This window comes from Glaciecola sp. HA4-3 (assembly GCF_055693685.1).
On record NZ_CM146340.1, the window covers coordinates 3,641,700 to 3,663,527 of the forward strand.

Here is a 21,828-nt window from a genome sequence, read left to right on the forward strand (position 1 = left end):
ACAACTCAGTTAACTAACCACAACTGAGAGTATGACAACATGGCTAAGCAAACAAAAAAGCAACTAAAAAGACAACTCCGTCAAACCAAAAAATGCGTAAAGCGCATCCTCAAACTGATCATCATCATTACCCTAAGCTTGACGCTAAGCGCAGACACGCCGACCAACAATAAAGCACTGGCAAACTTGTGCAAAATAGTCGACACTGGCATTTAAGAAAGTGGTTGTTGATGCAAAAACTTGCATCAGGAAAGTAGCTCTTTAAGCAAAATCGGTGTCGGGAAAAAATGCAGTTACGCGAGTAAGTGCACGTAGAGGGTTGGTTTTACTCAAATGATCCGGTTGATGCGTTGGGGCACATTGGTCGGGGTAGTGTTCAAGGCTTTAACCGTTATAACTACGCATACAATAACCCTTATAAGTACACTGATCCTGATGGGTTACAAGCAATACCGATAATCCCTCCACCGCCTCCGCCACCGCCTCCTAGTTCCACGTTAGGCCAGCCAAATACAACATTTCCGATCGTAACTGGAAACTCGGAAAGCGGCAGAAACAGTGTGCGAACTGGTAGAAATAGTAACGTTGTTCTCAATGAATCTACAGAAGAAAAAGGGGTTAGAATTGACGATGATGGTTCTGGTGTTGTTGAGATTACTGTGGGTACAGAAAAGGGGGATGTTACAATTATCGGTGATGTTGCTGTAGACGGAGAAACGTTAACTATAGGTGGAGAGGGAGGTGCACATATTGATGGGTCAGGCGCAAGTTCACTTGGATTAGCTGGGGTAAAGGATGCAGGGAGGAAAATTGGTAAAGAATACGCAGTAGGCCATGTCGTTATACAAGGAGGAACAAGAAATACTGGCGCCAATCCTAGCAAAAAACCCATCCCGATTAGAATAAAGGTTTATGAATAATGAGAGTAGTTATAGTTGGTTGGAGACCAGGATTCAATAAGGTGAAATTCAATAAGTTTCTTAGAAAAGAGCTTGATTATTCAATAAGTGATGCAAAAAAAGTTGTAGATCAAATTTTAGATGGCACTAGTGTTCATTTGCAATTTGAAAAAAGCAATCAGATTGAAGAACTTCTGCAAAGTTTTAATGTTGCTTTTGAAAAAGATTAGTTAAAAAGGAAAGATTCAAAAATCTACCTTTGAAACGCATGCTTTAAATTGGAGTAAGAAGAATGAAAATTAAAACATGGCAAGCACAACGCACTGAGATGCAACAAGAAGAGCGCCGAGAATGGCTGCAAGTGGTCGCGATTTCGCTTGTTGTGATTGCCGCAGGCGCACTGCTTGCGTATCTGGTGCAGTGATAAAACGAGCAACGGAATATCGACCAATTTGGTCATGATAGGTGGCGGGAATTGATGACATCGGTGCCCGCTTTTTTGCAGGATTTATTGTCACACATAACGCAAGGTGCCCTTGCTAATGAAAAGCACGCCCTTACTGGCTTTGCGTGGGTGCCCGTGCTGTTTTTTGCTTTTTGACACAGCACCCAAAGAAGCGCAATCCTTTATATGGCATAGCTTAAAGCGGGTGCGCTTAGCAGTATGAAATGTACGGTGTGTTTGACTTCTCTTTATAATGGCGATGCAGTTGGCTAGCCCATGCGAGCGATGAGCGTAAGATGTTTTTTTAACGGCCTATGCTTATTTTTTTAGCCGCCGTTTTTTTTACTTAGTCGCCGTTGTATTAACGCGTGGGTAAGTCCTCAGCGACAAAGTCTCGACGGGTATGAACCACTGTTAGCACATAGCAATGGTGTGCGGTGACTTCGTACATAATGCGATAAGAATAGACGTGCAGCTCTTGCACTTCTGGCCTGTTAACTTCGGGCACCATTTTACCCACATTGGGCAGTGTATTTAAGATATCGGTCTTGTCTTTAATCTCTTGTGCGACCTTTTTGGCGTAGTGTTTGGAATCAAGCGCAATAAAATCGTGAATATGCTTTAAGTCAGCCAACGCTGGCTGAGTCCAATTTACCACTTGTCCATTTCTCGCTGCACTTCTTCGCTCGTTAGCGTGTCGCCGCGCTCAACGGCCGCTTGCCCTTTGCGTACTTTATCAAGCACATACAAACGATACATTATCTCTTCCATGTCTACATTGTCGGGTAATTGATTAATGGAATTAAGGGCGTCTTGTTTGGCTAATTGCATGGTGAACTCCTCGTGTTTATCTCTTTGGCTAACTTCTTTATTTAGCCGCTTATACATTGCCCTGAATGACGGTATCGAGCATGTCAGACACAAATTTTTGCTTGGCTCTTGGTAAGGTATGCACCTGTTCAATCTGCTGATGCAGTTTGGATATTGGGCCGCGTTTACGCGGTGTATCACGTGCTTGTGTGTCGTCCAACAAATCATGAACGGTGCAATCTAATGCATGGCCTAAATGCGGGAGCATGGATAAAGCAATGCGCAAACGGCCGTTCTCATAATGCGCCATGGTTTGTTGGGAAATACCTAACTGCTCAGCTAAGGCGGTTTGGGTAAGCCCTTTGGCTTTACGCAAGGTAGCCATGCGTTTACCGAGCTGTTGATAAAAGACGCTATCGTTTGGTGACATAGGGCGATCCTGTAAAACGGAATAAGACGCCATAAGTATACCTCGTGTTTTTTAGTTGCGTTTGATATTACTCTAATATAGAGTACTCTGCAACAGAGTTATTTTACTCTAAAAGGTATTGACAAGGTTTTGGAGAATATACGCATGGCACGACTGGCAGATGAGACAATACAGCGGTTAAAACAAGAGGTGTCATTGCTCGATGTTGTCGCGCGCCAAGGCTATGCCATTCAGACACAAGGCAAAGATAACGTGGTGCTATGTCCCTTCCACGACGAGAAGACACCGTCGTGCATCATCAGCCCCAAAACGAACCTGTTCCATTGCTTTGGCTGCGGCACGGGTGGCAGCGTGATTGACTGGGTGATGAAAACCGACAAGCTTGGTTTTAGGGAAGCGTGCGATAGTTTGCTGAGCATATTAGGTGAGCTACCCGCAACAGATAACCTTCATCTGCCAAATCAGCCATTGTCAGATCCCCCATCATCTGACAGTCAACACTCACAAACGTTATCGACTTCCCTTTTAGCCGCCAACGTCTTAAGTAAAGAAGCCCAAACCACATTGACCGAGGTCATCCACTACTACCATGAGACTTTATTGCAGTCACAAACAGCGCTTGATTATCTTGAAAGCCGAGGCCTCAATCATCCCGAACTCATCAAAACCTTTACGCTGGGTTATGCCAATAAAACGCTGGGTAATCTCCTGCCCAAACGCAAGACGACATCAGGCGAAACCGTTCGCACCCAACTTCAAACTATCGGGATCTTACGCGAGACTGGCCATGAGCATTTTAACGGCTCGCTGGTTGTGCCGGTGATAAACGAGCATGGCATCATCACAGAAGTTTACGGGCGTAAAACCTTAGGCAATCAGCTTAAAAAAACCATTCCGCAGCACTTGTATTTACCCGGGCCACATCAAGGCGTTTGGAATACACAAGGCTTGCACAATCAGTCTGAAATCATCCTATGTGAAGCGCTGATTGATGCGATGACCTTCTGGGTGAATGGCTACCGAAATGTCACTGCCAGTTACGGCACGCAGGGGTTTACCGACGAGCATCTTGATGTGTTCAAACGCGCAGGCGTGAAACGTATCTTAATCGCCTATGATAACGACGATAGTGGCAACAAAGCGGCTAAAAAATTAGCCGAAAAACTACAAGAAACCTTCGCCTGTTATCGCATCACCTTCCCCAAAAACATGGACGCCAATAGCTACGCCTTGCAAGTGCAACCGGCACACAAAAGTCTTGGATTAGTGATTCAACAGGCGACCTATCTTGGCAGCGGCGAGCCGCCTGAGCGAGCACAAATACTCAACAACATGATCGCCAATGAGCACGATCGCACGCATGAAAAACAGACGCCAAACGAGACAGAAAAATCATCCCATTCTGAGCAAGGTGATCAATCGAAAACTGATCCAGTGATAGCGTCTTCTTTAGTCGCTAATCCCTCAAATAACGAACACCATTTTACCTTTGGTAATCGCGCTTATCGGGTGCGGGGTTTAGCTAAAAACAAGACGCTAGAAAGCTTAAAAGTGAACCTGCTCGTGAAAGATGAGTGCGGCTTGTTGCATGTGGATACCTTGGACTTGTACGCAGCCAAAGTGCGTCAGTTGTTTATCAAAAACGCGGCGATTGAGTTGGGCCTTGCGGAAAATATTATCAAGCAAGATGTGGGACAGGTCTTGATGCAGTGTGAAGCGCTGCAAAGCCAAATGTTGGAGGAAAAAGACAGCTATAATGCCCCTGCACCGATGAGCGCTGAGGACGAAAATGCCGCGCTTGAATTACTGCGCTCCCCTGAGTTGCTGACTCGCATTGTAGCGGACATCGGCGCGTGCGGCATGGTCGGAGAGGACACCAATGCCTTGGTGGGTTATCTGGCGGCGACTTCGCGCAAATTGGCTAGGCCCTTGGCCATCATCATTCAAAGTACCAGTGCGGCGGGCAAATCGGCGCTGATGGACGCGGTGCTCAGTTTAATGCCAGAGAGTGAATGCGTGCAGTACTCAGCGATGACAGGCCAATCCTTGTTTTACATGGGGCAAACGAATTTAAAGCACAAAGTCTTGGCCATCGCCGAGGAAGAAGGCGCCAGTAATGCCAGCTATGCGCTGAAATTATTGCAAAGTGACGGGCAAGTCACCATTGCCAGTACGGGAAAGGATAATGATACCGGCGAGCTTGTCACTAAAGAATACACCGTAGAAGGCCCGGTAATGCTCTTGATGACCACTACCGCGATTGACATTGACGAGGAACTGATGAACCGCTGCGTGGTGCTCACGGTGAACGAATCGCGAGAGCAAACAAAACGCATACATGCTGCCCAGCGACAAAAAAGGACACTGGCAGGCTTGCAAGCGAGTTTACAAAAAGAAACCTTAACGCAATTGCATCAACACGCTCAGCAACTGCTTCGACCGCTGGCGGTGGTGAATCCTTATGCCGATAAACTCACCTTCTTGGATGATAAAACTCGCACCCGCCGCGACCATGAAAAATACCTGACCCTGATTGACAGCATTGCCTTGCTGCATCAATACCAACGGCCAACGAAATCGGTCAAACACAACGGCAATGTCATTGACTATGTGGAAGTGCATGTGAGCGACATCGACACGGCCAATCGCTTGGCACATGAGGTGCTCGGTCGCACGTTGGACGAACTGCCTGCGCAAACGCGAAAGCTCTTAGGTCTCATCCAGACAATGGTGCAAAGAGACTGCGACAATCAAGCGATAGCGCAAAAAGATTATCGTTTTAGCCGCCGAGACATTCGCCAGTTCACGGGTTGGAGTGATGGCCAGCTAAAAATACATTGTACTCGCTTAACAGACTTGGAATACCTGCTGGTACACAAAGGCGGTCGAGGCTCGCATCTAGTATATGAACTCTTATTCGACGGCAAGGACAATGACAGTGCACAATTAATGGGCTTAATCGACATTAATACACTCAACTCGCGACAGTACGATCGGCAAAAGTCAGGGCAAAACGACACTAAGTTAGCCCCAAGTCAGGGCCAAGTTAGGACGAAGTCAGAGCAAGTCAATGTGCTCAATCCATTGAATGGCGTGGCTTTAGTTGAAAGTAGTCTGGTGGAACATGAAAATGCATTACAAGGATAAAAATATGGACGTTCAATCATTCACTAAAAACAAAGCTCACCACAACGCCAAACTTCCGATTGAGCACACCCCTTTTACCCGCATCTGCAACGGTACTTACAAGCCATCACGGTCAAAAAATACGCCGACACCACTATTATTCGGCGTGAAAATATGCTGCGAAAGTTCATTGCATGGTGTGACAATAATGAACTAGATTCCCCGCAAGATGTTGGCAAAAATGACATCAAACGCTACCAGCGTTATCTGCATTATGCGATGCAAGCCAACGGCGAGCCATTGCAAGCCAGCACACAAGGACGTTACCTAAGCGGGGTAAAGCACTTCTTTAGCTGGCTGAGCAAAGAAAACCACATCCTGTTTAACCCAGCGGCCGACATTGAGCTGCCCAAAGACGCGGTAAGATTGCCAAGTGTCTTAAGTGAAGCCGACATCGAGCGCGTATTACAACAGCCCAACATTGATGACATTCACGGCTTGCGTGACCGCGCCATATTAGAAGTGCTGTACAGCACGGGGATGCGCAGAAAAGAGTGTTGTCAGTTATCGATGGAAGACATTAACGTAAGCACGAATACGGTGATGATCAGAAAAGGCAAAGGCAACAAAGACCGCCTGTTACCCTTGGGCGAACGCGCGACGAAATGGCTGCAAACCTACCTGCAAGAATCGCGACCAGGCTTGATAAGGAATTTAAACGAACAAACCGTATTCCTCAATAATCGCGGTAACCAATATCGCGACACCAAGCTCGGCGATTGCGTCAAAAAATACCTCACTAAAGCAAACATTACCTTAACCGGCTCTTGTCACTTATTGCGCCATGCCATGGCCACGCATATGCTCGAAAATGGCGCCGATGTGCGCTACTTACAAGCCATGCTCGGGCACAGTAACTTGCAAACGACAGAGATCTACACGCACGTCTCAATTAAGCAATTACAAGCGGTGCATGGGGCGACGCATCCGTCAGAAAAAGCCGATGAATATGAGGTGAACAACGCATGAAGAAACTCATCATACAAGTTGATGAACGCGTCCTTAATGAGCTTGAATACCTCGTGCACTTGCATCAGCAACATGGCGCTATTAACGCTTTAGAAAACGTCGAAGACCTCATCAATACTGTGCTCAATAGTATCGCCGATGGTTCGCGCCGACCCGGTGCTTGGGAGCGCCAATTACTGGACATGCTTGGCTTAGTGGCCGACTGTTCAGAGCATCACACTTACCGTGCACACTATGGCGCTCCCGCGACCCAAACAACATCAAAATAAGTTGACCGCAAAGCCTGCTGACATCTAAAAAGTTGTTATTAATACAACTCAGTTAACTAACCACAACTGAGAGTATGACAACATGGCTAAGCAAACAAAAAAGCAACTAAAAAGACAACTCCGTCAAACCAAAAAATGCGTAAAGCGCATCCTCAAACTGATCATCATCATTACCCTAAGCTTGACGCTAAGCGCAGACACGCCGACCAACAATAAAGCACTGGCAAACTTGTGCAAAATAGTCGACACTGGCATTTAAGAAAGTGGTTGTTGATGCAAAAACTTGCATCAGGAAAGTAGCTCTTTAAGCAAAATCGGTGTCGGGAAAAAATGCAGTTACGCGAGTAAGTGCACGTAGAGGGTTGGTTTTACTCAAATGATCCGGTGGGAGCGGTTGAGCATCTAAACAATGCTGAAGGGGTGATGGGTTTCAACCGCTATTCTTACGCGGTAAATAATCCATACAAATATACAGATCCGAATGGTGAACAAGTAATTATTATTATTGAGACCAAACCTAAACCGCAGTTAGGACCTCCTTATCTACCGCCACAAGAGTCTAGTCGTCCGATATTTCCGACTATAGATTTCAGCAATTTATTTAAGAAGAAACCTAATGAATTAAATGATGACGATGAGGATGATGGGGAAGGGAGTAATGGAGATGGTAATCCTGAGGATGAATTTACACATGAGGACCTATGTGCTCTTAAACGAGCCTGTACTCAAAGCGCAATTGACGACGAAGTTGAGAGACATAACAATGGAGAAACTGATTCTATCGACCCTGATCGTATAAGTAGGGAAGCAGAAGAGAAAATGCAAGAAATTTTAGAGAAAATACAAAATGGACAATAACAATAACAATAAAGGTGATGGTTATATGAAAAAAGAACGAAGGTTACACGAAAGCTTTTTCTCAGGAAACGAAACGGTTGCTAAAGAGCTAATGGTTGAATTAGATAGACTGAGTAAGTCTTTTGAGTCAATTACTGGAACCCTCACACGGGAACTTCCTCGCGACGAAAATATATTATTAGTGAAATCACTTACACAGGCATATGGTGTTTTTGTTTCAGAATTGATTTTGCCAATTCGTTTAAAATTCCCAGATTTAAAATAGGTGACGAATGTTTCTTTAGCTAATATAATTTAAGAACGTTCAGTGAATTGCTAGGATTGACGTCTGAAGCAAATATTGTTAAAGCTCCTAGTTTGTGAATAGACCTCCATGATTTTAAACGATAGACCGTACCTAGAACGTGTAGAAATAAAAGTTGGCAAGTCTACAGACCATGATAAATTCCCATTAAATCTTACTGCTGTGAAATATATAAACTCTATTAGATTCGATAGAGATGTAACTATTTTAGTTGGTGAAAACGGTACTGGAAAGTCTACCTTAATTGAAGCAATTGCAATATCACTTGGCATAAATCCAGAAGGAGGGAACAAAAATACGATTTTTAGTACTGAATCTACACATTCTTCGTTAGGTAACTTTCTCAGGCCTATAAGAAGTTTCAAAACTCCAAAAGAATATTTTTTTCTCCGTGCTGAGAGTTTTTATAATGTTGCTACGTATGTCGACAATATAAACGATTTAGAGCCGCCATCTAAGTTAGGATACGGTGACTTGGCTTTGCATGAGCAGTCCCATGGAGAGTCATTTATGGCTGTATTTAAGGAAAAATTACACGGTGGAGGATTGTATTTAATGGATGAGCCTGAAGCTGCTTTGTCTCCAATGCATCAAATGACAACGATTTCTCTAATACATGAGTTGGTGGAAAAAAACTCACAATTCATAATCGCAACGCATTCCCCTATATTACTTGCATACCCCAATGCAAAAATTTATCAATTAAGTGAAGACGGAATTAAAGAAGTTGAATATGAAGCTACTGAACACTATAAAGTAACTAGGAGCTTTCTAAACAAGCATGAACTCATGATTAGGCTTTTGACGGGGAAAGAGTGATAATTCCAAAGCGACTCAACAAAGCATACCCCCAAAGCGTATAAATATGATACCAAAAATACAGCAAAACCACCGCACTGAGATGTAACCCGAAGACCGCCGAGAATCGCAGCAAGTGGTTGCGATTTTTTTTGTTGTAAACCTTAAATAAATTACGAAACAAATAAATAGGAGCCTAAACTTGGATTTAAGTATTGGTCCAAGCTATTGTCACAATATGGTCCAAACGTTTTGTTTGTGCTGGTCTTGTCGATGTTTTTTAGTGGTTCATTGGTGCGTGATTTTGCATTTGTATATTCCCAAGTTTTGTACCAAGACACATGTTTTGATTGTTACATAACGATTATTAGGTTGGACCAACGAAGGCAAAACTTTTGGACCAAGCTAGGAATCTTAAAGAAATCAAGCGCATTGTTCGGTCGAAAGCTCCCAAAAGTTTAGCGTGGGGTAATCTATGCCGCATTTCCCTTTGCGTCTTATCTTACGGTATTCATGAAAAAAGCCATCTAGTTCAAGCATTGATGTTTTCTTGCCTTCGGCAATCAACTTCATTGCGTTTAAAAGGTTTTGTCTATTTTCGCTTCGAAAGTATAGATAGTTGAAGCTTGGCACATCGGTATGATCCTCTATTATCTTAGCTTTTTTGGCTAAATCATGGATATGTTTGTCGCCGTCGATAATTTGCTTTAGTTCATAAGCCGAATAATTCCAAAACCCTAAACCCATTTTTGCCAATACAGTAGGTTCATCGTCGACTAAGAGGTCTCGAACGTAAGACCAAATTTCATCTACATATGCGTGAAATGATGGGTGATGCATAAAGTTTGTGAGCATACGGAAAATAGCTGCTTGAATATGAACATCATCATATTTATCTTTTTGTGCTTTTTCTTGCCTTACAATGAGGATCAGCGCTGATAACGCTTCATAGCTTGAAAAGCGTTCAATGTAGTTCACTGATTTATCGCAGGGTAGTTTGGGTTTCAACGAAAGCTGAAGCTTTTCAAAGTTTTGGTCTGCAATGGATTTTTGTAAATCAAAAGGCATCGAAAAGATGATTTTATGCTCGCAAATGTCGTCTATGGCCTCCCACTGGAGCGCTTTCCATAATGACAGTCCGAAAAGCGCTTCAAATTCTTTGATAGCGGATTCTTCAACTTTATTCTTTCTAAGTGCTTGTAGTAGTAGATTTAAGGACCCAGGAGTAGGTGTTTTTGCGCCAGTTAGAAAGCGCTGATATTTACAATGATTACTGCGCTTATTGTCGACATACAAAGAAAGTTCGTTTTGTTCCACTGATATGCCAGCAATCATGCAATAGTAATGCATTGATATTTTCACTTGCAACGTTTCAATTGGGTCTCTTTTTGGTCTTGGCATGACAAAACTCCTCCCTACAAAAATAAAATAGTTACAAACTAAAGTGGTCACTTACTTATAACTAGTTGATAAAACTGGTTTTGGCAAAGATCAAAACGATGGTTTTTATCTTTTTTAGGTTCCTTTCATTATAAAAATAGCTGTCTACACTTTGTGTATGAGTGATACAAACAGGCGGTTGAAGTGACAGAAACAAGCGTAAATAACATGCAAGCATTGGCAAAAAGTATTGAAGATAAATTGTTTGATCAACATGGGCCGCTTTTAACAGGCGATATTCTTTATAAGTCTCTTGGGTATGCCAGCGCTGATGCTTTTCGTCAGGCTGTGAGTCGAGGGACTGTTCCAATTGACATTTTTTCGATACAACAAAGACGAGGAAAATTTGCATTAACGGAAGACGTTGCTCAATGGGTAGCGACACAAAAGTTTATGAGTACAACGAAGAGTGCTGAGGAGGTGCCCGACGAATAGTGTTTATTTGATTTAATTTTTACTGGCGTAGAAACGACAAAAGCTCAAGGATTGCGGCCTTGAGCTTCTGGATTAACTATCGAATTTGCTAACCCGATATATCCAAGTGTTGTTTACTGACTGGCATCTGTCAAGTTTTTCGTTGTAAAAAGAAAAACCGTGCTGTCCTGCGCCTTTATTTTATCGCCAAAATAAAGGTAACTAACATGATCCTTATTCATAAAATACGCTCAGCTATTAGAGCAAGGTTCTATTCACCTGATATGACGCTACGTCAGCAAGGGCGTATCGCAAATGCCTCGCATCAATCCATGATGCGTTTAAATAAGCGTTGCGATGAGCTGATGATGGATTATCCATCTATTGCATCACTCAGTGATAAGGACCTCATCAGAAAGCTATATCCATCGTTAATCAAACCAACGCGCAATAAGCGGCAACCTGACATCGACTTCATATTATTGGAGCTGACTAAACCGCGCAAAAAACGTAAATCACGCACAGTTTTATATCTTGAGTATTTAGCGGAAAACCCAGAGACCGCATTAAGTCGCACGCAGTTTTTCAGAACAGTAAGAAAAGCGTTGAAGCGTTCTAAAATTACCATGCGGCAACTTCATGTGGCTGGCGAAGTGATTTATATCGATTACGCGGGAACTAAAGCCTTCTATTTTAAGAACGGCAATAAGATATGGGTAAAGATATTTGTTGCTGTTTTAGGGGCAAGCCAGAAAATGTTTGCGTGGGCAACCATAGGAGAAAAAACCATACATTGGATTGATGGTATGACACGGATGTTTGACTACTTTGGTGGTACAACGGAAGTCGTCAGTATGGATAATGCCAAAGCCTTGGTTACAAAGCCTGGCGTCATCGCTGATTTGAATCTTAACATTGAAGCGTTTGGCGAATTTTACAAGGTCATTATCGATACTTGTCGTCCAGGCCATCCGCAAGATAAATCGCTGGTAGAGTTGATGGTCAGATTTATCACCCAGCGCATTATTATCCCTAAGCTATATACACAAAAATTTTTCAGTTTGGATGAGCTTAACGTGTGCTTAGCAAAGGAAGTGGAAAAGCTCAATGACTTACCCTTTCAAGGTACCAATACCTCACGCAACGATTTATTCAAATTAAATGAGAAGCAAGCATTAAAACCACTTCCCAACAAGCCGTTTTCTATGTTGGTCGGCAGGGAAAAAACACGTGTGATGAGCAATTATCATATCCGATATAAAGGTGGACGCTACTCAGTACCCTATGCACTAAGCGGTGAAATGGTCGAGCTGATTGTTGACCAAACGTCGATTCGAGTGATTCATGACAATTGTGAAGTGGCAAAACACAAGTTGCTTGAGCAAGGAGAAAAATACAGTACTGATGAGGCGCATATGCCAGCAGAGCACTTGGCTGATATGCGCAATAACAGTCAATCAGAAAACTTAGCATGGGCCAACGATACCGGTTGTGATATTGCCACGCTCGTTAAGCACTGGTACGACAATACAATCAATCCATCCTCTCGCGCTATGGGTAAACGCTGCTTAAAACTTAAGTCATTAGTTGAAAAGTATGGTGCAGATATCGTGAATAAAGCTTGTGCCTACGCCACCGACCATGACATGCGAACACTTGATGGGGTGTCGCTAATTATCAGCGCCCAAGCCCACGAAAATGGTTTTGATAATCTACCTACATTCAACCCTGCTCATCAAAACGTGCGCGGCAAAGAATATTATGGAGGCCATCATGAAGCTTAAAGACAAAGTATTGGATGATTTAGCGACGCTAAAGCTTGCTGGTATGTCCGAAGCGCTAAAAGCGCAAATGGCCAGCGCAGATGTTGCTAACATGGACTTTTTAAGTCGGTTAGATGATTTACTGGCCAAACAGTTGGAGGTTTGCCACAACAAAAAACTCTCATATTTGCAAAAAGCTGCACGACTACGCTGGCCTAATATCACCATCGCCGATTTAGATTTTGCACTGTTCCCTTCATTGAAGCAGAGCAAAGTCAAAGAGTTGGCGTTGCTTGATTGGATCATACATTGCCATCATCTCATCATTACGGGTGCGACAGGCACAGGGAAAACTACGCTCGCTTGTGGACTGGCCAATAAAGCCATTAGCGAAGGTATACCGGTGCTGTACTTTCGTTTTAACGAGCTAATACTTAATTTAGTGGCTGCAGATAAGCAGGAAAAACTGCCTGCACTTCGACGAAAATTGCTTAAAACGCCGTTGATCGTCGTTGATGATTGGGGAATATCACCACTTAGTGCGATTGAGCGGCATTTGTTGTTCGAATTGATTGAAAGTCGAGACAAGAAAGGCTCGATGTTAATTACATCGCAATACCCAGTAAAAAGTTGGTATGACGCTTTTCAAGATCCCACCTTGGCCGATGCCACACTTGACAGAATTGTGCATCAAACCCACGAGATTAATCTAAAAGGTGGCTCTATTCGCAAAGCCATTGGCATGAAGGAGATCTGTCATGGATAAGACTAATAATCCTGTGTATCTCTCGGCAATATCGCAAATAGATTTAGGCGCTACATATATTGAGCAATTGTTTCAGTATTACCACCAGTGTTTTGTAAACAGTGATTGGGCCTGCGTATTTATGGAGCAAACGCTGCTGGTTCCCGAAGATTTAAAAGAGCATTCGTGTCCCGGTTTATGTACTCGAAGCTTAATATCGCAGATCCCTGTGCAGGCGAACGCTAGAAGGCGGCGCTGTTCGCGGTCAATTGCAAAAAGAAGGACTGTTGTTAACTACTGGCGGCGAGCTATTTAGAGGTTGCGTGGTATTCCCACAAAAAGATGAAAATGGACTGATTGAATCTGCAATTGGCTATCGCTTTGGCAAGCGCATTCGTCGTGGTCGTCCGTCCGTCATTCAATGGCAGCGGCCTGCATCTAATTTCATTCTTAATCAAGGTATGTCTAAAATTCAGGAGGTTATTCATGAAAAAGCCCACTTCTAAACACATTTGGCGCTGTGTGCATTACTACATCAAACTATGCAAAGCGAAAGGTCAAGCCAGCGATACCATTCGCGGTAAATACTCTGGGCTTAAAAAGTTCTTTATGTGGTGTTTATCGCAAAACATCCACTATATCGACCAAATCACCTTAGATTTGATGGATAGCTACATGGAGTATTTGAACGCTTATCGTCAAGTGCTGAAAAATACGCCTTTATGTATTGCCCAAAAGCGCAATCTCCTCACATTTGTGAAGACCTTTATTGGAAAGATGCACGCAAAAGGGTTGATTAGTGAAAATACACTGCAGTATCTTGAGCTACCTAGCAAAGGCCTCGCCTTACCAAAAGCGTTGTTTACGCAACAGGAAATTGAGCAAATTCTGTCTTTTCCTTTGCAATTTGGCATAAAAGGATATCGTGATCGCGTCATTATGGAGGTATTTTACGCCACTGGCATTCGGCGCACGGAGTTGCAAGCTCTGGATATAAATGATGTTAACTTACCGGATGGCTTGCTTAGGGTAAACCATGGTAAGGGAGGAAAAGAGCGTATTGTGCCCATCAGTGCGCGAGCATGTGAGTGGATAGCGTTCTACCTTACCAAAGTCAGAGGACACTTTGCGAATATTGCATCAGGTAGCACCTTGTTTTTGGCTAACAATGGCAAAGCGTATAAACCTGGCAAGTTATCCGAAATGGTCGGTCGGTACGTTAAGCTCAGTGGCATGAAGCGCGGTGGGGCTTGCCATCTATTTCGGCACGCTACAGCCACCATCATGCTGGATAATGGTGCTGAGCTGCGGCATGTACAGGAAATGCTCGGCCATGCCGATATTTCTACTACGCAGATTTATACGCACGTCTCTCGTACTAAATTAGGCGAGGTCTATAACAGAAGCCATCCCTCAGCCTTAAGTGAAGAGCGTTTATATTAATATTAATCAGCGCTGGCAATAGTAATGCAAATGCATTACTATTGCGGGTATGAATTTAATTGAGGATATATCAATGCCACAATTACCGCTACAAACTGAATCTACACTGACTGAGCGTTATCAAACAACAGTGCCCAGTGTGGTGCGTAAAGCGTTGCATTTAGGCAAAAAAGATAAAATCAGATTTACGGTGGAGCCTAATGGTAGCGTAACGTTATCACGCGCTGAGCCAACTGAAGACGACCCAGCCTTGAATGCGTTTTTATCTTTTCTAGGTAACGATATTGAACAACACCCTGAGAATATTGAAGCGCTTAGCCCTGCTATGCGAGCGTCTATCCATTCCCTAACGAAAGGTGTTGATATTGATTTAAACGCGCCATTAGACGAAAACGACGACTGATTTTGACTGACACGAACCTGCTTATCATCAATGGTTGGACGCTGTATGCACATCCTCTTTTTCTAGAGCAGTTATCATTGTTGACTACTAAAGTTAAAGCCCTGAGAGCAAAAGACCCTATCGGCTACAAAAAGAAAAATGTAACTAAACGACTGGCAGCGATAGAAAAACTCATTTTCCAAATCATTCCAAGCGACCCAACTTCAACAGAATTTCGTCAAGGATCGACATTAGGCGGCGACAATAAACACTGGTTCAGAGCAAAGTTCTTCCAACAATACCGCCTTTTCTTCCGATACCATCAAGCATCTAAAGTTATTGTTTACGCATGGGTAAACGATGAGAAGACAAAACGCGCGTATGAGAGTAAAACAGATGCTTATAAAGTTTTCAGTAAAATGTTAGCATCGGGTAATCCGCCCGATAGTTGGGACGCTCTTTTAAAATCCGCCTCCGCTTTAAGCACTTCGTCAGACTAATTCCGTCCTAAGCTTGCCAAGAACAAGTGGATCGTAAAATCGATTACTGTATATGCAGGCACGATACTATGATCCAGTCATAGGTCGTTTTTACTCAAATGATCCGGTGGATGCTTTTTCGCACCTTGGAACTCAAAATGGCATTCATGGTTTTAATAGATATGCCTATGCTAATAATAATCCATATAAATTTACAGACCCTACAGGAGAGTCATCCTCTGCGATTACGCTTCCTAAAGCACCTAGTGGAAGAACATTTGTTTACCCTAAATCAAGTCATGCGCATGTCACCAAAAGGCATGCGTCAGGCAGTACTTTAGGCTCTGTCAATCAATTTAAATCAAATTTAGAAGTTTCAAGCTATGAAGTCGCGGGTGTCGTTGCGTCTGCTGTTATTTCTGGTGGCGAAGAGTTCTATCAGCCAAGCCGAGACTCAACCGCTTTTACTGTAAAAAGTGATGTTCCTATTGGCAACTTAGGTGAAGTTGATATTACAGTGACAACTAAAACACTATCATCACTGAATGACCCAAATAAAATTGCTGAGGTGACAACTATGCTAAATGAAGCGGGTGTAGAAAATTTCGATCCAGACAAAGTTGAAGTTATCATGACAATTGCGCCAGATGCCGGCAACATGATAGACGAAAACAGTGTTAAAAAATGAGAGAATAAATGAAAATTCAAAAATATTGTGTAGACACAAACACAAAAAGTTGGATACCCAACGATGAATTGTCGTTTTTAAGCTCTGAACTAAATTTTTATACAGAGGGCATCATTCGCTTCAGTGACGGCAATAAGAGCTTTGATGTTTCATTGTATTTACTAGAGTTTTGGGTCGAACTTAAATTATTGCTTTTAAGAAGGCATGGGCAGATTAACTTTGAGACTGATTTGGTGTTGCAAGACTCTGGTGATTATTTTCGATTAACGAAAAACGATAAAATAGTAAAAATACAATATTCCTCAACGTCAAATTTTGTTGTGTATCCATATCCCGATTTTATTGAAATGGTCTTTTCAAACTATTCTTCAGAATTGAAAAATCATTTAGCTGAATGCTTTCCTCGAATAACTAAGCTTTCGGAGTGGAGAATCCTATTCGATTAAGAACATCATTTCTTTGGTAAAGAGTAACCGTCGCTTAAAGACCGTCGAGAATGGCTGCAAGTGACTGCGATTTCACTTGTGGTGATTGCCGTGGGTGCGCTGCTGGCGTATCTGGTGCAGTGACAAAACCGGCAACGGAAATTCAGCCAGCTTGGTGATGATGAAACAGCGAGGATGGATGATATCGGTGCCCGCTTTTTTGCCAGTTTTATTGTCACACATAACGCATGGTGCCCTTGCTGATGAATGCCTTGCCACGACTAGGTTTGAGTGGGTGGTATAGCACGGTGGTTTTAAAGTGGATTGGGTGACTTTATTACGTTAGCACTTGTCTGTGAAAGAATTGCGTGGGGGGCTTTGGTGAAGTCGATATTGTGTAGACCACCACGCAGATATCACACCTTTTACAAATTTCTCTGTGCGTAAACTGTAGTCAGTTGGATACTAGCTTGACCGGTAGGTGAATTCTGAATAATATTCGCCACTGTATAAATTAACAGTTATGGTGTTATAGATGAGCAAGTACACTGGCACACTCCGCGATGTTATCCTTTGTCAAATTGACAAAACAGATATCCAATTTTTGTATGGGTATGTGGTTGAGCATTGCAATTCTCAGTATGCTCGTGATGATTGGTTTGCTTCTAGCTACATACAACATATCAGAAATGTCGATGACTATTTTGTTGTCACTACAGCTAACAGTACCTACCGAATTCCAAACTACAAAACGATAGTCATTCCAATGGCTGCACTCGATAATATTAGAATGGGCACCCCGCCTGAAAAAGCACTTCACATAGTTCATGGCTCTTTTTGTCAATCGATTCACTAAGGTGTTTTATGCTCTTGGTCCTTTTGCTTATTTTGTATGGTCCGATGAACTAACCTTACTTGCCTCAACGTTGAATTTGTTTTGGTTCATTAGTACGGGATTTTCTAGCTAGATAATCCCGCAAAGTGGGACATTTATCGTTGTTAATATGTGACAAATAAGACCAATTGATTGGACCAATATTAACAAAGTGACTGGACCAAGACTTTAATTGACTTTATTTAAATAGCGCGCATGGTGTTCGTTGATTTTATTTAAACGTGCCAGTTTAGTTTCAATAATATTCTTAAGTAACAATAGCGGCTCTGGATAACACCACTGTGTTTGAGCATCCATTATATACTTGTTTATCTTTCGTTCTAATTTTCTGACCTTATTAAAATCAAACGATGCAGAAGCGTCATAGCTTTCCGAAATCGAAGCGCATACCTTATTCAAAGTAGTGATGTATTTTGATGAGTTACTACTATGTGACGTAATATAGTCATTAGCCTCGATATACGTTTTGGCTTTAGTTAATTTAGCTCGCTTTTTTTCAAGAAAATATTGACCTGAGTTTGCTGAAAATACTTTGTTGGTAAACTCAATATTTGACAAATTGGATGGCAAAGAAATTCCATTGCGCCAGTTTGAAACTTGGCAATTGCCCTTGCCTTATGGCGGCTGCTTAACACCATGCCATGTCGTATTTTGTTCCAATACTTAGAGTCGCCTTCTGTCTCAAGGCTCATTGCTTGATTAAATTTAAATGCTAGGTCGTTACAACACGTTGCTTGTTTTTGTTCAATCAGATACTGCAACAAACTCATTGAAATAAAGCGGCGCACAGTCATCTCATATTTTAAATATTCCGTGAAATAATCCACTTCATTACGTTGCAACACATTGCTTTTATTAGTCTTTATCAAAATGATCTCGAAATAATACACTATTAATCGTTGAGACTTAGTCTAGTCTACAAGTTGCTCTTTGTATTAAACCAGAGGTAAGACGATTGAGTGAATTTGAGAAACAAGCTTTGGCTGAGCAATTACGACAAGATCTAATGACCTTGTATGGTTCGCCAATATTGACGTTAAAAGACTTACAAAAGGCGCTGAACTATCGAAGCGTTCCCGCTATTAAGCAAGCCATTATTCGAGAGACGTTTCCATTGAATACGTTCTTGATGCCTAATCGCCGTGATCGGTTTGCATTGGCAAAAGACGTTGCAGAGTATTTGGCCGAACAAGCATTTAGAAAGGAGAATAATGAAAAGTAAGACAAGTAAACAAGCATAGAAAACAATTTTTTTGGTGCAGAAACGACAAAACCCCAGAGTTGGTGCTCATGGGCTTTTGAAGAGTTATCGATATTCGAACGTCTCGATAACCCTAATATCGTTTATTGATTGGCATCTGTCAAGTTTTAACCTGACAGATGCCGACCTGCGCCTTTATTTTATTCAAATAGAGGAAAGAGTAATGTTATCAATTAAAACAATACGACTTGGTATACGAGCCAAATATCATATGCCGCATTTAACTATTCGCCAGCAAGGTGCTTTTGCAGGTGCATCTCATCAATCGATGATGCGGGTGAACCAGCGTTGCAAGGAAGCAGGTATTGCTCATACGGAAGCTGAAGAACTAAGCGACACTGCGCTTATACAAAAGCTTTACCCTAGCCTAAAACATGGCAAGCACACAAAGCGAATGCCTGATATTGCTGAGATTATTACAGAGCTTACGAAAGAGCGCGGAAAACGTAAAAGCATTACCGTACTGTATTTAGAGTATATGGCCAAAGATCCAAGCTCTGCGATGAGTAGAACGCATTTTTTTAGAGTAGTAAACAAGGCAATGAAGCGTAGCAAACTGTCGATGAAGCAACTACATGCCGCAGGTGAAGTGATGTATGTTGATTACGCTGGCACTAGGGCGTTTTACATGAGTAAGGGTAAAAAGGTATGGGTGAAAATTTTCGTGGCGGTATTAGGCGCAAGTAAAAAGATATTTGCATGGGCGACATATGGTGAAAAAACGGAGCATTGGGTAGATGGCATGGTGCAAATGTTCAAATACTTTGATGGCGTACCCTCTGTTGTGTATATGGACAACGCAAAGGCACTGGTCTCTAAGCCCGGTCTTATTCCAAATCTGGCAACTAATATTGAGGCCTTGGGAGAGTATTACGATTGCGTCATGGATACATGCAGAGTGGGTCGTCCTCAAGATAAAAGTTTGGTGGAGGTTGCCGTTAAATTTGTGACACAACGAGTTGTGATACCCGCCAATCAAAATAAAACGTTTTTCAGTTTGAAAGAGATAAACACCCACCTCGTTAAGCAGATTGACTTGCTTAATGCGGCAAACTTTCAAGGTCTTAATATTTCGCGCAATGATCTATTTGAAGCAAATGAGAAAGAAGCATTAAAGCCGCTTCCTCATTCACCATACAATATGATAGTGGCGCGAATAAAACAAAAAGTATCACCTAATTATCATGTTAAATATTTGCGACATGAATACTCTGTTCCTTATGAGTTACGCGGGCAAACAGTGGATATTTATGTTGACCAATCGCACGTCAATATCATTCACGAGCATAAGAAAGTTGCACGACATGAAATAAATCCTGAGCCCTTTATTGCAAGCACAATAACCGCGCATATGCCGAGTGAACATATTGCCGATTTGAACAACAATAATATGGAAAAAAACCTAGATTGGGCAGCAAAGGTTGGTGATTCTGTAAAAGAGATGGTCACAAAATGGTACGTCCAGATACCCAATCCTCGGTCAAGGACGGTTGGAAAAAGGTGCATTGCTTTGAAAAAGTTAGGCAAAAAGTATGGTCAGCAAGTATTAGTTGAGGCATGCGAATATGCCAGTATACATGGCATGTCATCGCCTGCTGACATACACCTGATCATCAGCGCAAAAAATCACGAAGAAGGGTTTGAGAATTTACCTATGGTAAACCTTGCTCATCAAAATGTGCGAGGCGCTGAATATTTTGGAGGTCGTCATGAAGCTTAAAGAAAAGGTACTCAATTCATTACGTACTCTGAAACACACAGGAATGCATGAAGCATTGGTGCAACAACTCAAGACCACAGATTGCGAGCATATGAGCTTTTTAGAGAGGCTTGACGATATGCTGATGCAAGAAATTAACAGTTGTCAAAACAAGCGGATTAGTTACCTGACAAAGCAAGCAAAACTGCGTTGGCCCAATGCGAGCATACTAGATATCATATATGAGAATGAACCGTCGCTGAAGCCGGCTACAATAAATGAATTAGCAGAGCTAGCGTGGATCCAAAACGGCTTACACCTTGTTATTACAGGCCCTACTGGGACAGGTAAAACCTATATCGCTTGTGCGCTGGCAGTTGAAGCCATAACGCAGACTGTTCCCGTTTTATATTTTCGATTTAATGAACTGATATTAAACCTTGTAGCTGCAAACAAGAACGAAAAGCTAACTGCCTTTCAACGCAGGTTGATTAAGGCGCCACTGCTTATAATCGATGATTGGGGCATATCACCATTAAATCCGCTTGAACGGCATCTGTTGTTTGAATTAATTGAATGCAGAGATAAGAAAGGCTCAATGATCATCACATCGCAATATCCGGTGAAAGTATGGTACGACGCTTTTCAAGACCCTACCATTGCTGATGCAACCTTGGATAGGATTGTGCACCAAGCCCATCAAATAAAATTAAAGGGCGGAACTCTTCGTAAGCTCTTGGGTATAAAAGGAGACAAGGAATGAATACTTTGTTGCCTAATCGCTATCTAGGCGTGCTTGGACAAATCTCGTTAGTCGATTTGCATATTCAGCATACCTTTGAACATTATAAGCGGCAGTATCAGCAATCTTTACGAAGTCAGGAGTTTGTTGCTACGAATTGTTTAATCGATCCTGAAATGAAAAATAGCTATTTAATCGGGTTTTGTGATCGCACCTTGGGTAAGCATATACCAAAAGTAAGAACCCCCGAGGGCGCAGCTATTAGGGAAGCTTGCAGCGTTGTGGTTTGGTGCGAGCGTCCGGCCATGAGTTGTTTAGAGGATGTGTTGTTTTTCCTACTCGCAATGAAAGCGGTGAAGTCTTATCCGCCATTGGATATCGGGTTGGGCGAACACGCCCAGGAGATAAACCTATCGTTTATTGGCAAAAGCCAGAGCCAAAGGCGTTTATTGATGAGGGATTGTCATTTGCCAAAGTGTTGATA

The 21,828-nt window shown here is 42.5% G+C and carries 28 protein-coding genes; 23 read left to right on the forward strand and 5 right to left on the reverse strand.

All coding sequences use genetic code 11. From position 1 onward, the window contains the following. Positions 1-305 precede the first annotated feature (305 nt). The 3 genes from ACZ1G6_RS17500 to ACZ1G6_RS17510 all read left to right on the forward strand — a co-directional run bounded on the left by ACZ1G6_RS17500 (position 306) and on the right by ACZ1G6_RS17510 (position 1,323). Positions 306-920: an RHS repeat-associated core domain-containing protein gene (locus ACZ1G6_RS17500; protein WP_472617467.1), complete on the forward strand. Its 615-nt coding sequence runs from the start codon at positions 306-308 to the stop codon at positions 918-920. Next, positions 920-1,129 (forward strand): hypothetical protein, encoded by a 210-nt coding sequence (locus ACZ1G6_RS17505; RefSeq protein WP_472617468.1) that lies wholly within the window; start codon positions 920-922, stop codon positions 1,127-1,129. Before ACZ1G6_RS17500 ends, ACZ1G6_RS17505 begins: the two co-directional genes overlap by 1 nt. Before the next feature lie 62 nt (positions 1,130-1,191). Beyond that, entirely contained in the window at positions 1,192-1,323 is a 132-nt protein-coding gene (locus ACZ1G6_RS17510; RefSeq protein ID WP_472617459.1) for a hypothetical protein, read from the forward strand. A 382-nt stretch (positions 1,324-1,705) separates the two neighbouring features. Here the strand turns inward: ACZ1G6_RS17510 and ACZ1G6_RS17515 are convergent, their stop codons facing one another. Genes ACZ1G6_RS17515 through ACZ1G6_RS17525 form a run of 3 tightly spaced genes read right to left on the reverse strand, consistent with a single transcriptional unit; the run spans position 1,706 to position 2,617 of the window. Next, positions 1,706-2,002: a type II toxin-antitoxin system RelE/ParE family toxin gene (locus ACZ1G6_RS17515; protein WP_472617460.1), complete on the reverse strand. Its 297-nt coding sequence runs from the start codon at positions 2,000-2,002 to the stop codon at positions 1,706-1,708. After that, the gene (locus ACZ1G6_RS17520; RefSeq protein WP_472617461.1) at positions 1,996-2,175 is read right to left on the reverse strand and encodes a hypothetical protein; all 180 of its coding nucleotides are present in this window, start codon (positions 2,173-2,175) and stop codon (positions 1,996-1,998) included. The genes ACZ1G6_RS17515 and ACZ1G6_RS17520 overlap by 7 nt, the downstream gene beginning before the upstream one ends. 49 nt (positions 2,176-2,224) lie before the next feature. Continuing rightward, on the reverse strand, positions 2,225-2,617 hold the full coding sequence (locus tag ACZ1G6_RS17525; RefSeq protein ID WP_472617462.1) for a helix-turn-helix domain-containing protein: 393 nt from the start codon (positions 2,615-2,617) through the stop codon (positions 2,225-2,227). Between the two features lie 111 nt (positions 2,618-2,728). On the opposite strand from ACZ1G6_RS17525, the gene ACZ1G6_RS17530 reads away from it, so the two are divergent. The 6 genes from ACZ1G6_RS17530 to ACZ1G6_RS17555 all read left to right on the forward strand — a co-directional run bounded on the left by ACZ1G6_RS17530 (position 2,729) and on the right by ACZ1G6_RS17555 (position 8,989). Beyond that, on the forward strand, positions 2,729-5,731 hold the full coding sequence (locus tag ACZ1G6_RS17530; RefSeq protein WP_472617463.1) for a CHC2 zinc finger domain-containing protein: 3,003 nt from the start codon (positions 2,729-2,731) through the stop codon (positions 5,729-5,731). An 84-nt stretch (positions 5,732-5,815) separates the two neighbouring features. Further along, entirely contained in the window at positions 5,816-6,739 is a 924-nt protein-coding gene (gene xerC / locus ACZ1G6_RS17535) for a site-specific tyrosine recombinase XerC (RefSeq protein ID WP_472619010.1), read from the forward strand. Further along, a complete protein-coding gene (locus ACZ1G6_RS17540; protein ID WP_472617466.1) occupies positions 6,736-7,008 on the forward strand; it encodes a hypothetical protein in 273 nt (90 codons plus the stop codon). The genes xerC and ACZ1G6_RS17540 overlap by 4 nt, the downstream gene beginning before the upstream one ends. 348 nt (positions 7,009-7,356) lie before the next feature. Then, the gene (locus ACZ1G6_RS17545; protein ID WP_472617469.1) at positions 7,357-7,866 is read left to right on the forward strand and encodes an RHS repeat-associated core domain-containing protein; all 510 of its coding nucleotides are present in this window, start codon (positions 7,357-7,359) and stop codon (positions 7,864-7,866) included. A 25-nt stretch (positions 7,867-7,891) separates the two neighbouring features. Beyond that, entirely contained in the window at positions 7,892-8,131 is a 240-nt protein-coding gene (locus tag ACZ1G6_RS17550) for a hypothetical protein (protein ID WP_472617470.1), read from the forward strand. Positions 8,132-8,239: 108 nt separating this feature from the next. Then, positions 8,240-8,989 carry an AAA family ATPase gene (locus ACZ1G6_RS17555; RefSeq protein WP_472617471.1) on the forward strand — a complete coding sequence of 250 codons (750 nt, stop codon included), beginning with the start codon at positions 8,240-8,242 and terminating at the stop codon, positions 8,987-8,989. Positions 8,990-9,391: 402 nt separating this feature from the next. Here ACZ1G6_RS17555 and ACZ1G6_RS17560 read toward each other — a convergent pair whose 3' ends face one another. Continuing rightward, entirely contained in the window at positions 9,392-10,369 is a 978-nt protein-coding gene (locus tag ACZ1G6_RS17560) for a hypothetical protein (protein ID WP_472617472.1), read from the reverse strand. 183 nt (positions 10,370-10,552) lie between these two features. Here ACZ1G6_RS17560 and ACZ1G6_RS17565 point away from each other — a divergent pair, with 183 nt between their 5' ends. The 10 genes from ACZ1G6_RS17565 to ACZ1G6_RS17610 all read left to right on the forward strand — a co-directional run bounded on the left by ACZ1G6_RS17565 (position 10,553) and on the right by ACZ1G6_RS17610 (position 17,603). Further along, on the forward strand, positions 10,553-10,843 hold the full coding sequence (locus tag ACZ1G6_RS17565; protein WP_472617473.1) for a hypothetical protein: 291 nt from the start codon (positions 10,553-10,555) through the stop codon (positions 10,841-10,843). A gap of 206 nt (positions 10,844-11,049) precedes the next feature. Beyond that, the gene (gene istA / locus ACZ1G6_RS17570; RefSeq protein ID WP_472617474.1) at positions 11,050-12,606 is read left to right on the forward strand and encodes an IS21 family transposase; all 1,557 of its coding nucleotides are present in this window, start codon (positions 11,050-11,052) and stop codon (positions 12,604-12,606) included. After that, positions 12,596-13,351, forward strand: a complete 756-nt coding sequence (gene istB / locus ACZ1G6_RS17575; protein WP_472617475.1) for an IS21-like element helper ATPase IstB — start codon at positions 12,596-12,598, stop codon at positions 13,349-13,351. The genes istA (ACZ1G6_RS17570) and istB (ACZ1G6_RS17575) overlap by 11 nt, the downstream gene beginning before the upstream one ends. A gap of 248 nt (positions 13,352-13,599) precedes the next feature. After that, complete coding sequence (locus ACZ1G6_RS17580) at positions 13,600-13,836, forward strand: hypothetical protein (RefSeq protein WP_472617476.1); 237 nt, start codon at positions 13,600-13,602, stop codon at positions 13,834-13,836. Then, positions 13,817-14,773 carry a tyrosine-type recombinase/integrase gene (locus tag ACZ1G6_RS17585; protein WP_472617477.1) on the forward strand — a complete coding sequence of 319 codons (957 nt, stop codon included), beginning with the start codon at positions 13,817-13,819 and terminating at the stop codon, positions 14,771-14,773. The genes ACZ1G6_RS17580 and ACZ1G6_RS17585 overlap by 20 nt, the downstream gene beginning before the upstream one ends. 73 nt (positions 14,774-14,846) lie before the next feature. Further along, on the forward strand, positions 14,847-15,176 hold the full coding sequence (locus tag ACZ1G6_RS17590; RefSeq protein ID WP_472617478.1) for a type II toxin-antitoxin system PrlF family antitoxin: 330 nt from the start codon (positions 14,847-14,849) through the stop codon (positions 15,174-15,176). Between the two features lie 2 nt (positions 15,177-15,178). After that, positions 15,179-15,655, forward strand: a complete 477-nt coding sequence (locus ACZ1G6_RS17595; RefSeq protein ID WP_472617479.1) for a type II toxin-antitoxin system YhaV family toxin — start codon at positions 15,179-15,181, stop codon at positions 15,653-15,655. A gap of 52 nt (positions 15,656-15,707) precedes the next feature. Next, positions 15,708-16,322, forward strand: a complete 615-nt coding sequence (locus tag ACZ1G6_RS17600; RefSeq protein ID WP_472617480.1) for an RHS repeat-associated core domain-containing protein — start codon at positions 15,708-15,710, stop codon at positions 16,320-16,322. 8 nt (positions 16,323-16,330) lie between these two features. Continuing rightward, entirely contained in the window at positions 16,331-16,768 is a 438-nt protein-coding gene (locus tag ACZ1G6_RS17605) for a hypothetical protein (protein ID WP_472617481.1), read from the forward strand. A gap of 514 nt (positions 16,769-17,282) precedes the next feature. Continuing rightward, entirely contained in the window at positions 17,283-17,603 is a 321-nt protein-coding gene (locus tag ACZ1G6_RS17610; RefSeq protein ID WP_472617482.1) for a hypothetical protein, read from the forward strand. 515 nt (positions 17,604-18,118) lie between these two features. Here the strand turns inward: ACZ1G6_RS17610 and ACZ1G6_RS17615 are convergent. Continuing rightward, positions 18,119-18,511 (reverse strand): hypothetical protein, encoded by a 393-nt coding sequence (locus ACZ1G6_RS17615; protein ID WP_472617483.1) that lies wholly within the window; start codon positions 18,509-18,511, stop codon positions 18,119-18,121. 86 nt (positions 18,512-18,597) lie between these two features. On the opposite strand from ACZ1G6_RS17615, the gene ACZ1G6_RS17620 reads away from it, so the two are divergent. The 4 genes from ACZ1G6_RS17620 (at position 18,598) to ACZ1G6_RS17635 (ending at position 21,826) form a co-directional block, all read left to right on the forward strand. Further along, positions 18,598-18,864 (forward strand): hypothetical protein, encoded by a 267-nt coding sequence (locus tag ACZ1G6_RS17620; protein WP_472617484.1) that lies wholly within the window; start codon positions 18,598-18,600, stop codon positions 18,862-18,864. Between the two features lie 202 nt (positions 18,865-19,066). Further along, positions 19,067-20,623, forward strand: a complete 1,557-nt coding sequence (gene istA, locus ACZ1G6_RS17625) for an IS21 family transposase (protein WP_472617485.1) — start codon at positions 19,067-19,069, stop codon at positions 20,621-20,623. Then, positions 20,613-21,365 carry an IS21-like element helper ATPase IstB gene (gene istB, locus ACZ1G6_RS17630; protein WP_472617486.1) on the forward strand — a complete coding sequence of 251 codons (753 nt, stop codon included), beginning with the start codon at positions 20,613-20,615 and terminating at the stop codon, positions 21,363-21,365. Before istA (ACZ1G6_RS17625) ends, istB (ACZ1G6_RS17630) begins: the two co-directional genes overlap by 11 nt. Next, positions 21,362-21,826, forward strand: coding sequence for a hypothetical protein (locus ACZ1G6_RS17635; protein ID WP_472617487.1), 465 nt, complete (start codon positions 21,362-21,364; stop codon positions 21,824-21,826). Before istB (ACZ1G6_RS17630) ends, ACZ1G6_RS17635 begins: the two co-directional genes overlap by 4 nt. Positions 21,827-21,828: the final 2 nt, after the last annotated feature.

Coding starts and splice junctions, on each gene's coding strand:
- ACZ1G6_RS17505 (WP_472617468.1), top strand. CDS start 920: ATGAGAGTAGTTATAGTTGGTTGGAGACCAGGATTCAATAAGGTGAAA.
- ACZ1G6_RS17510 (WP_472617459.1), top strand. CDS start 1,192: ATGAAAATTAAAACATGGCAAGCACAACGCACTGAGATGCAACAAGAA.
- ACZ1G6_RS17520 (WP_472617461.1), bottom strand. CDS start 2,175: ATGCAATTAGCCAAACAAGACGCCCTTAATTCCATTAATCAATTACCC.
- ACZ1G6_RS17525 (WP_472617462.1), bottom strand. CDS start 2,617: ATGGCGTCTTATTCCGTTTTACAGGATCGCCCTATGTCACCAAACGAT.
- ACZ1G6_RS17530 (WP_472617463.1), top strand. CDS start 2,729: ATGGCACGACTGGCAGATGAGACAATACAGCGGTTAAAACAAGAGGTG.
- ACZ1G6_RS17540 (WP_472617466.1), top strand. CDS start 6,736: ATGAAGAAACTCATCATACAAGTTGATGAACGCGTCCTTAATGAGCTT.
- ACZ1G6_RS17550 (WP_472617470.1), top strand. CDS start 7,892: ATGAAAAAAGAACGAAGGTTACACGAAAGCTTTTTCTCAGGAAACGAA.
- ACZ1G6_RS17555 (WP_472617471.1), top strand. CDS start 8,240: ATGATTTTAAACGATAGACCGTACCTAGAACGTGTAGAAATAAAAGTT.
- ACZ1G6_RS17560 (WP_472617472.1), bottom strand. CDS start 10,369: ATGCCAAGACCAAAAAGAGACCCAATTGAAACGTTGCAAGTGAAAATA.
- istA (WP_472617474.1), top strand. CDS start 11,050: ATGATCCTTATTCATAAAATACGCTCAGCTATTAGAGCAAGGTTCTAT.
- istB (WP_472617475.1), top strand. CDS start 12,596: ATGAAGCTTAAAGACAAAGTATTGGATGATTTAGCGACGCTAAAGCTT.
- ACZ1G6_RS17585 (WP_472617477.1), top strand. CDS start 13,817: ATGAAAAAGCCCACTTCTAAACACATTTGGCGCTGTGTGCATTACTAC.
- ACZ1G6_RS17590 (WP_472617478.1), top strand. CDS start 14,847: ATGCCACAATTACCGCTACAAACTGAATCTACACTGACTGAGCGTTAT.
- ACZ1G6_RS17600 (WP_472617480.1), top strand. CDS start 15,708: ATGCAGGCACGATACTATGATCCAGTCATAGGTCGTTTTTACTCAAAT.
- ACZ1G6_RS17605 (WP_472617481.1), top strand. CDS start 16,331: ATGAAAATTCAAAAATATTGTGTAGACACAAACACAAAAAGTTGGATA.
- ACZ1G6_RS17610 (WP_472617482.1), top strand. CDS start 17,283: ATGAGCAAGTACACTGGCACACTCCGCGATGTTATCCTTTGTCAAATT.
- istA (WP_472617485.1), top strand. CDS start 19,067: ATGTTATCAATTAAAACAATACGACTTGGTATACGAGCCAAATATCAT.
- istB (WP_472617486.1), top strand. CDS start 20,613: ATGAAGCTTAAAGAAAAGGTACTCAATTCATTACGTACTCTGAAACAC.
- ACZ1G6_RS17635 (WP_472617487.1), top strand. CDS start 21,362: ATGAATACTTTGTTGCCTAATCGCTATCTAGGCGTGCTTGGACAAATC.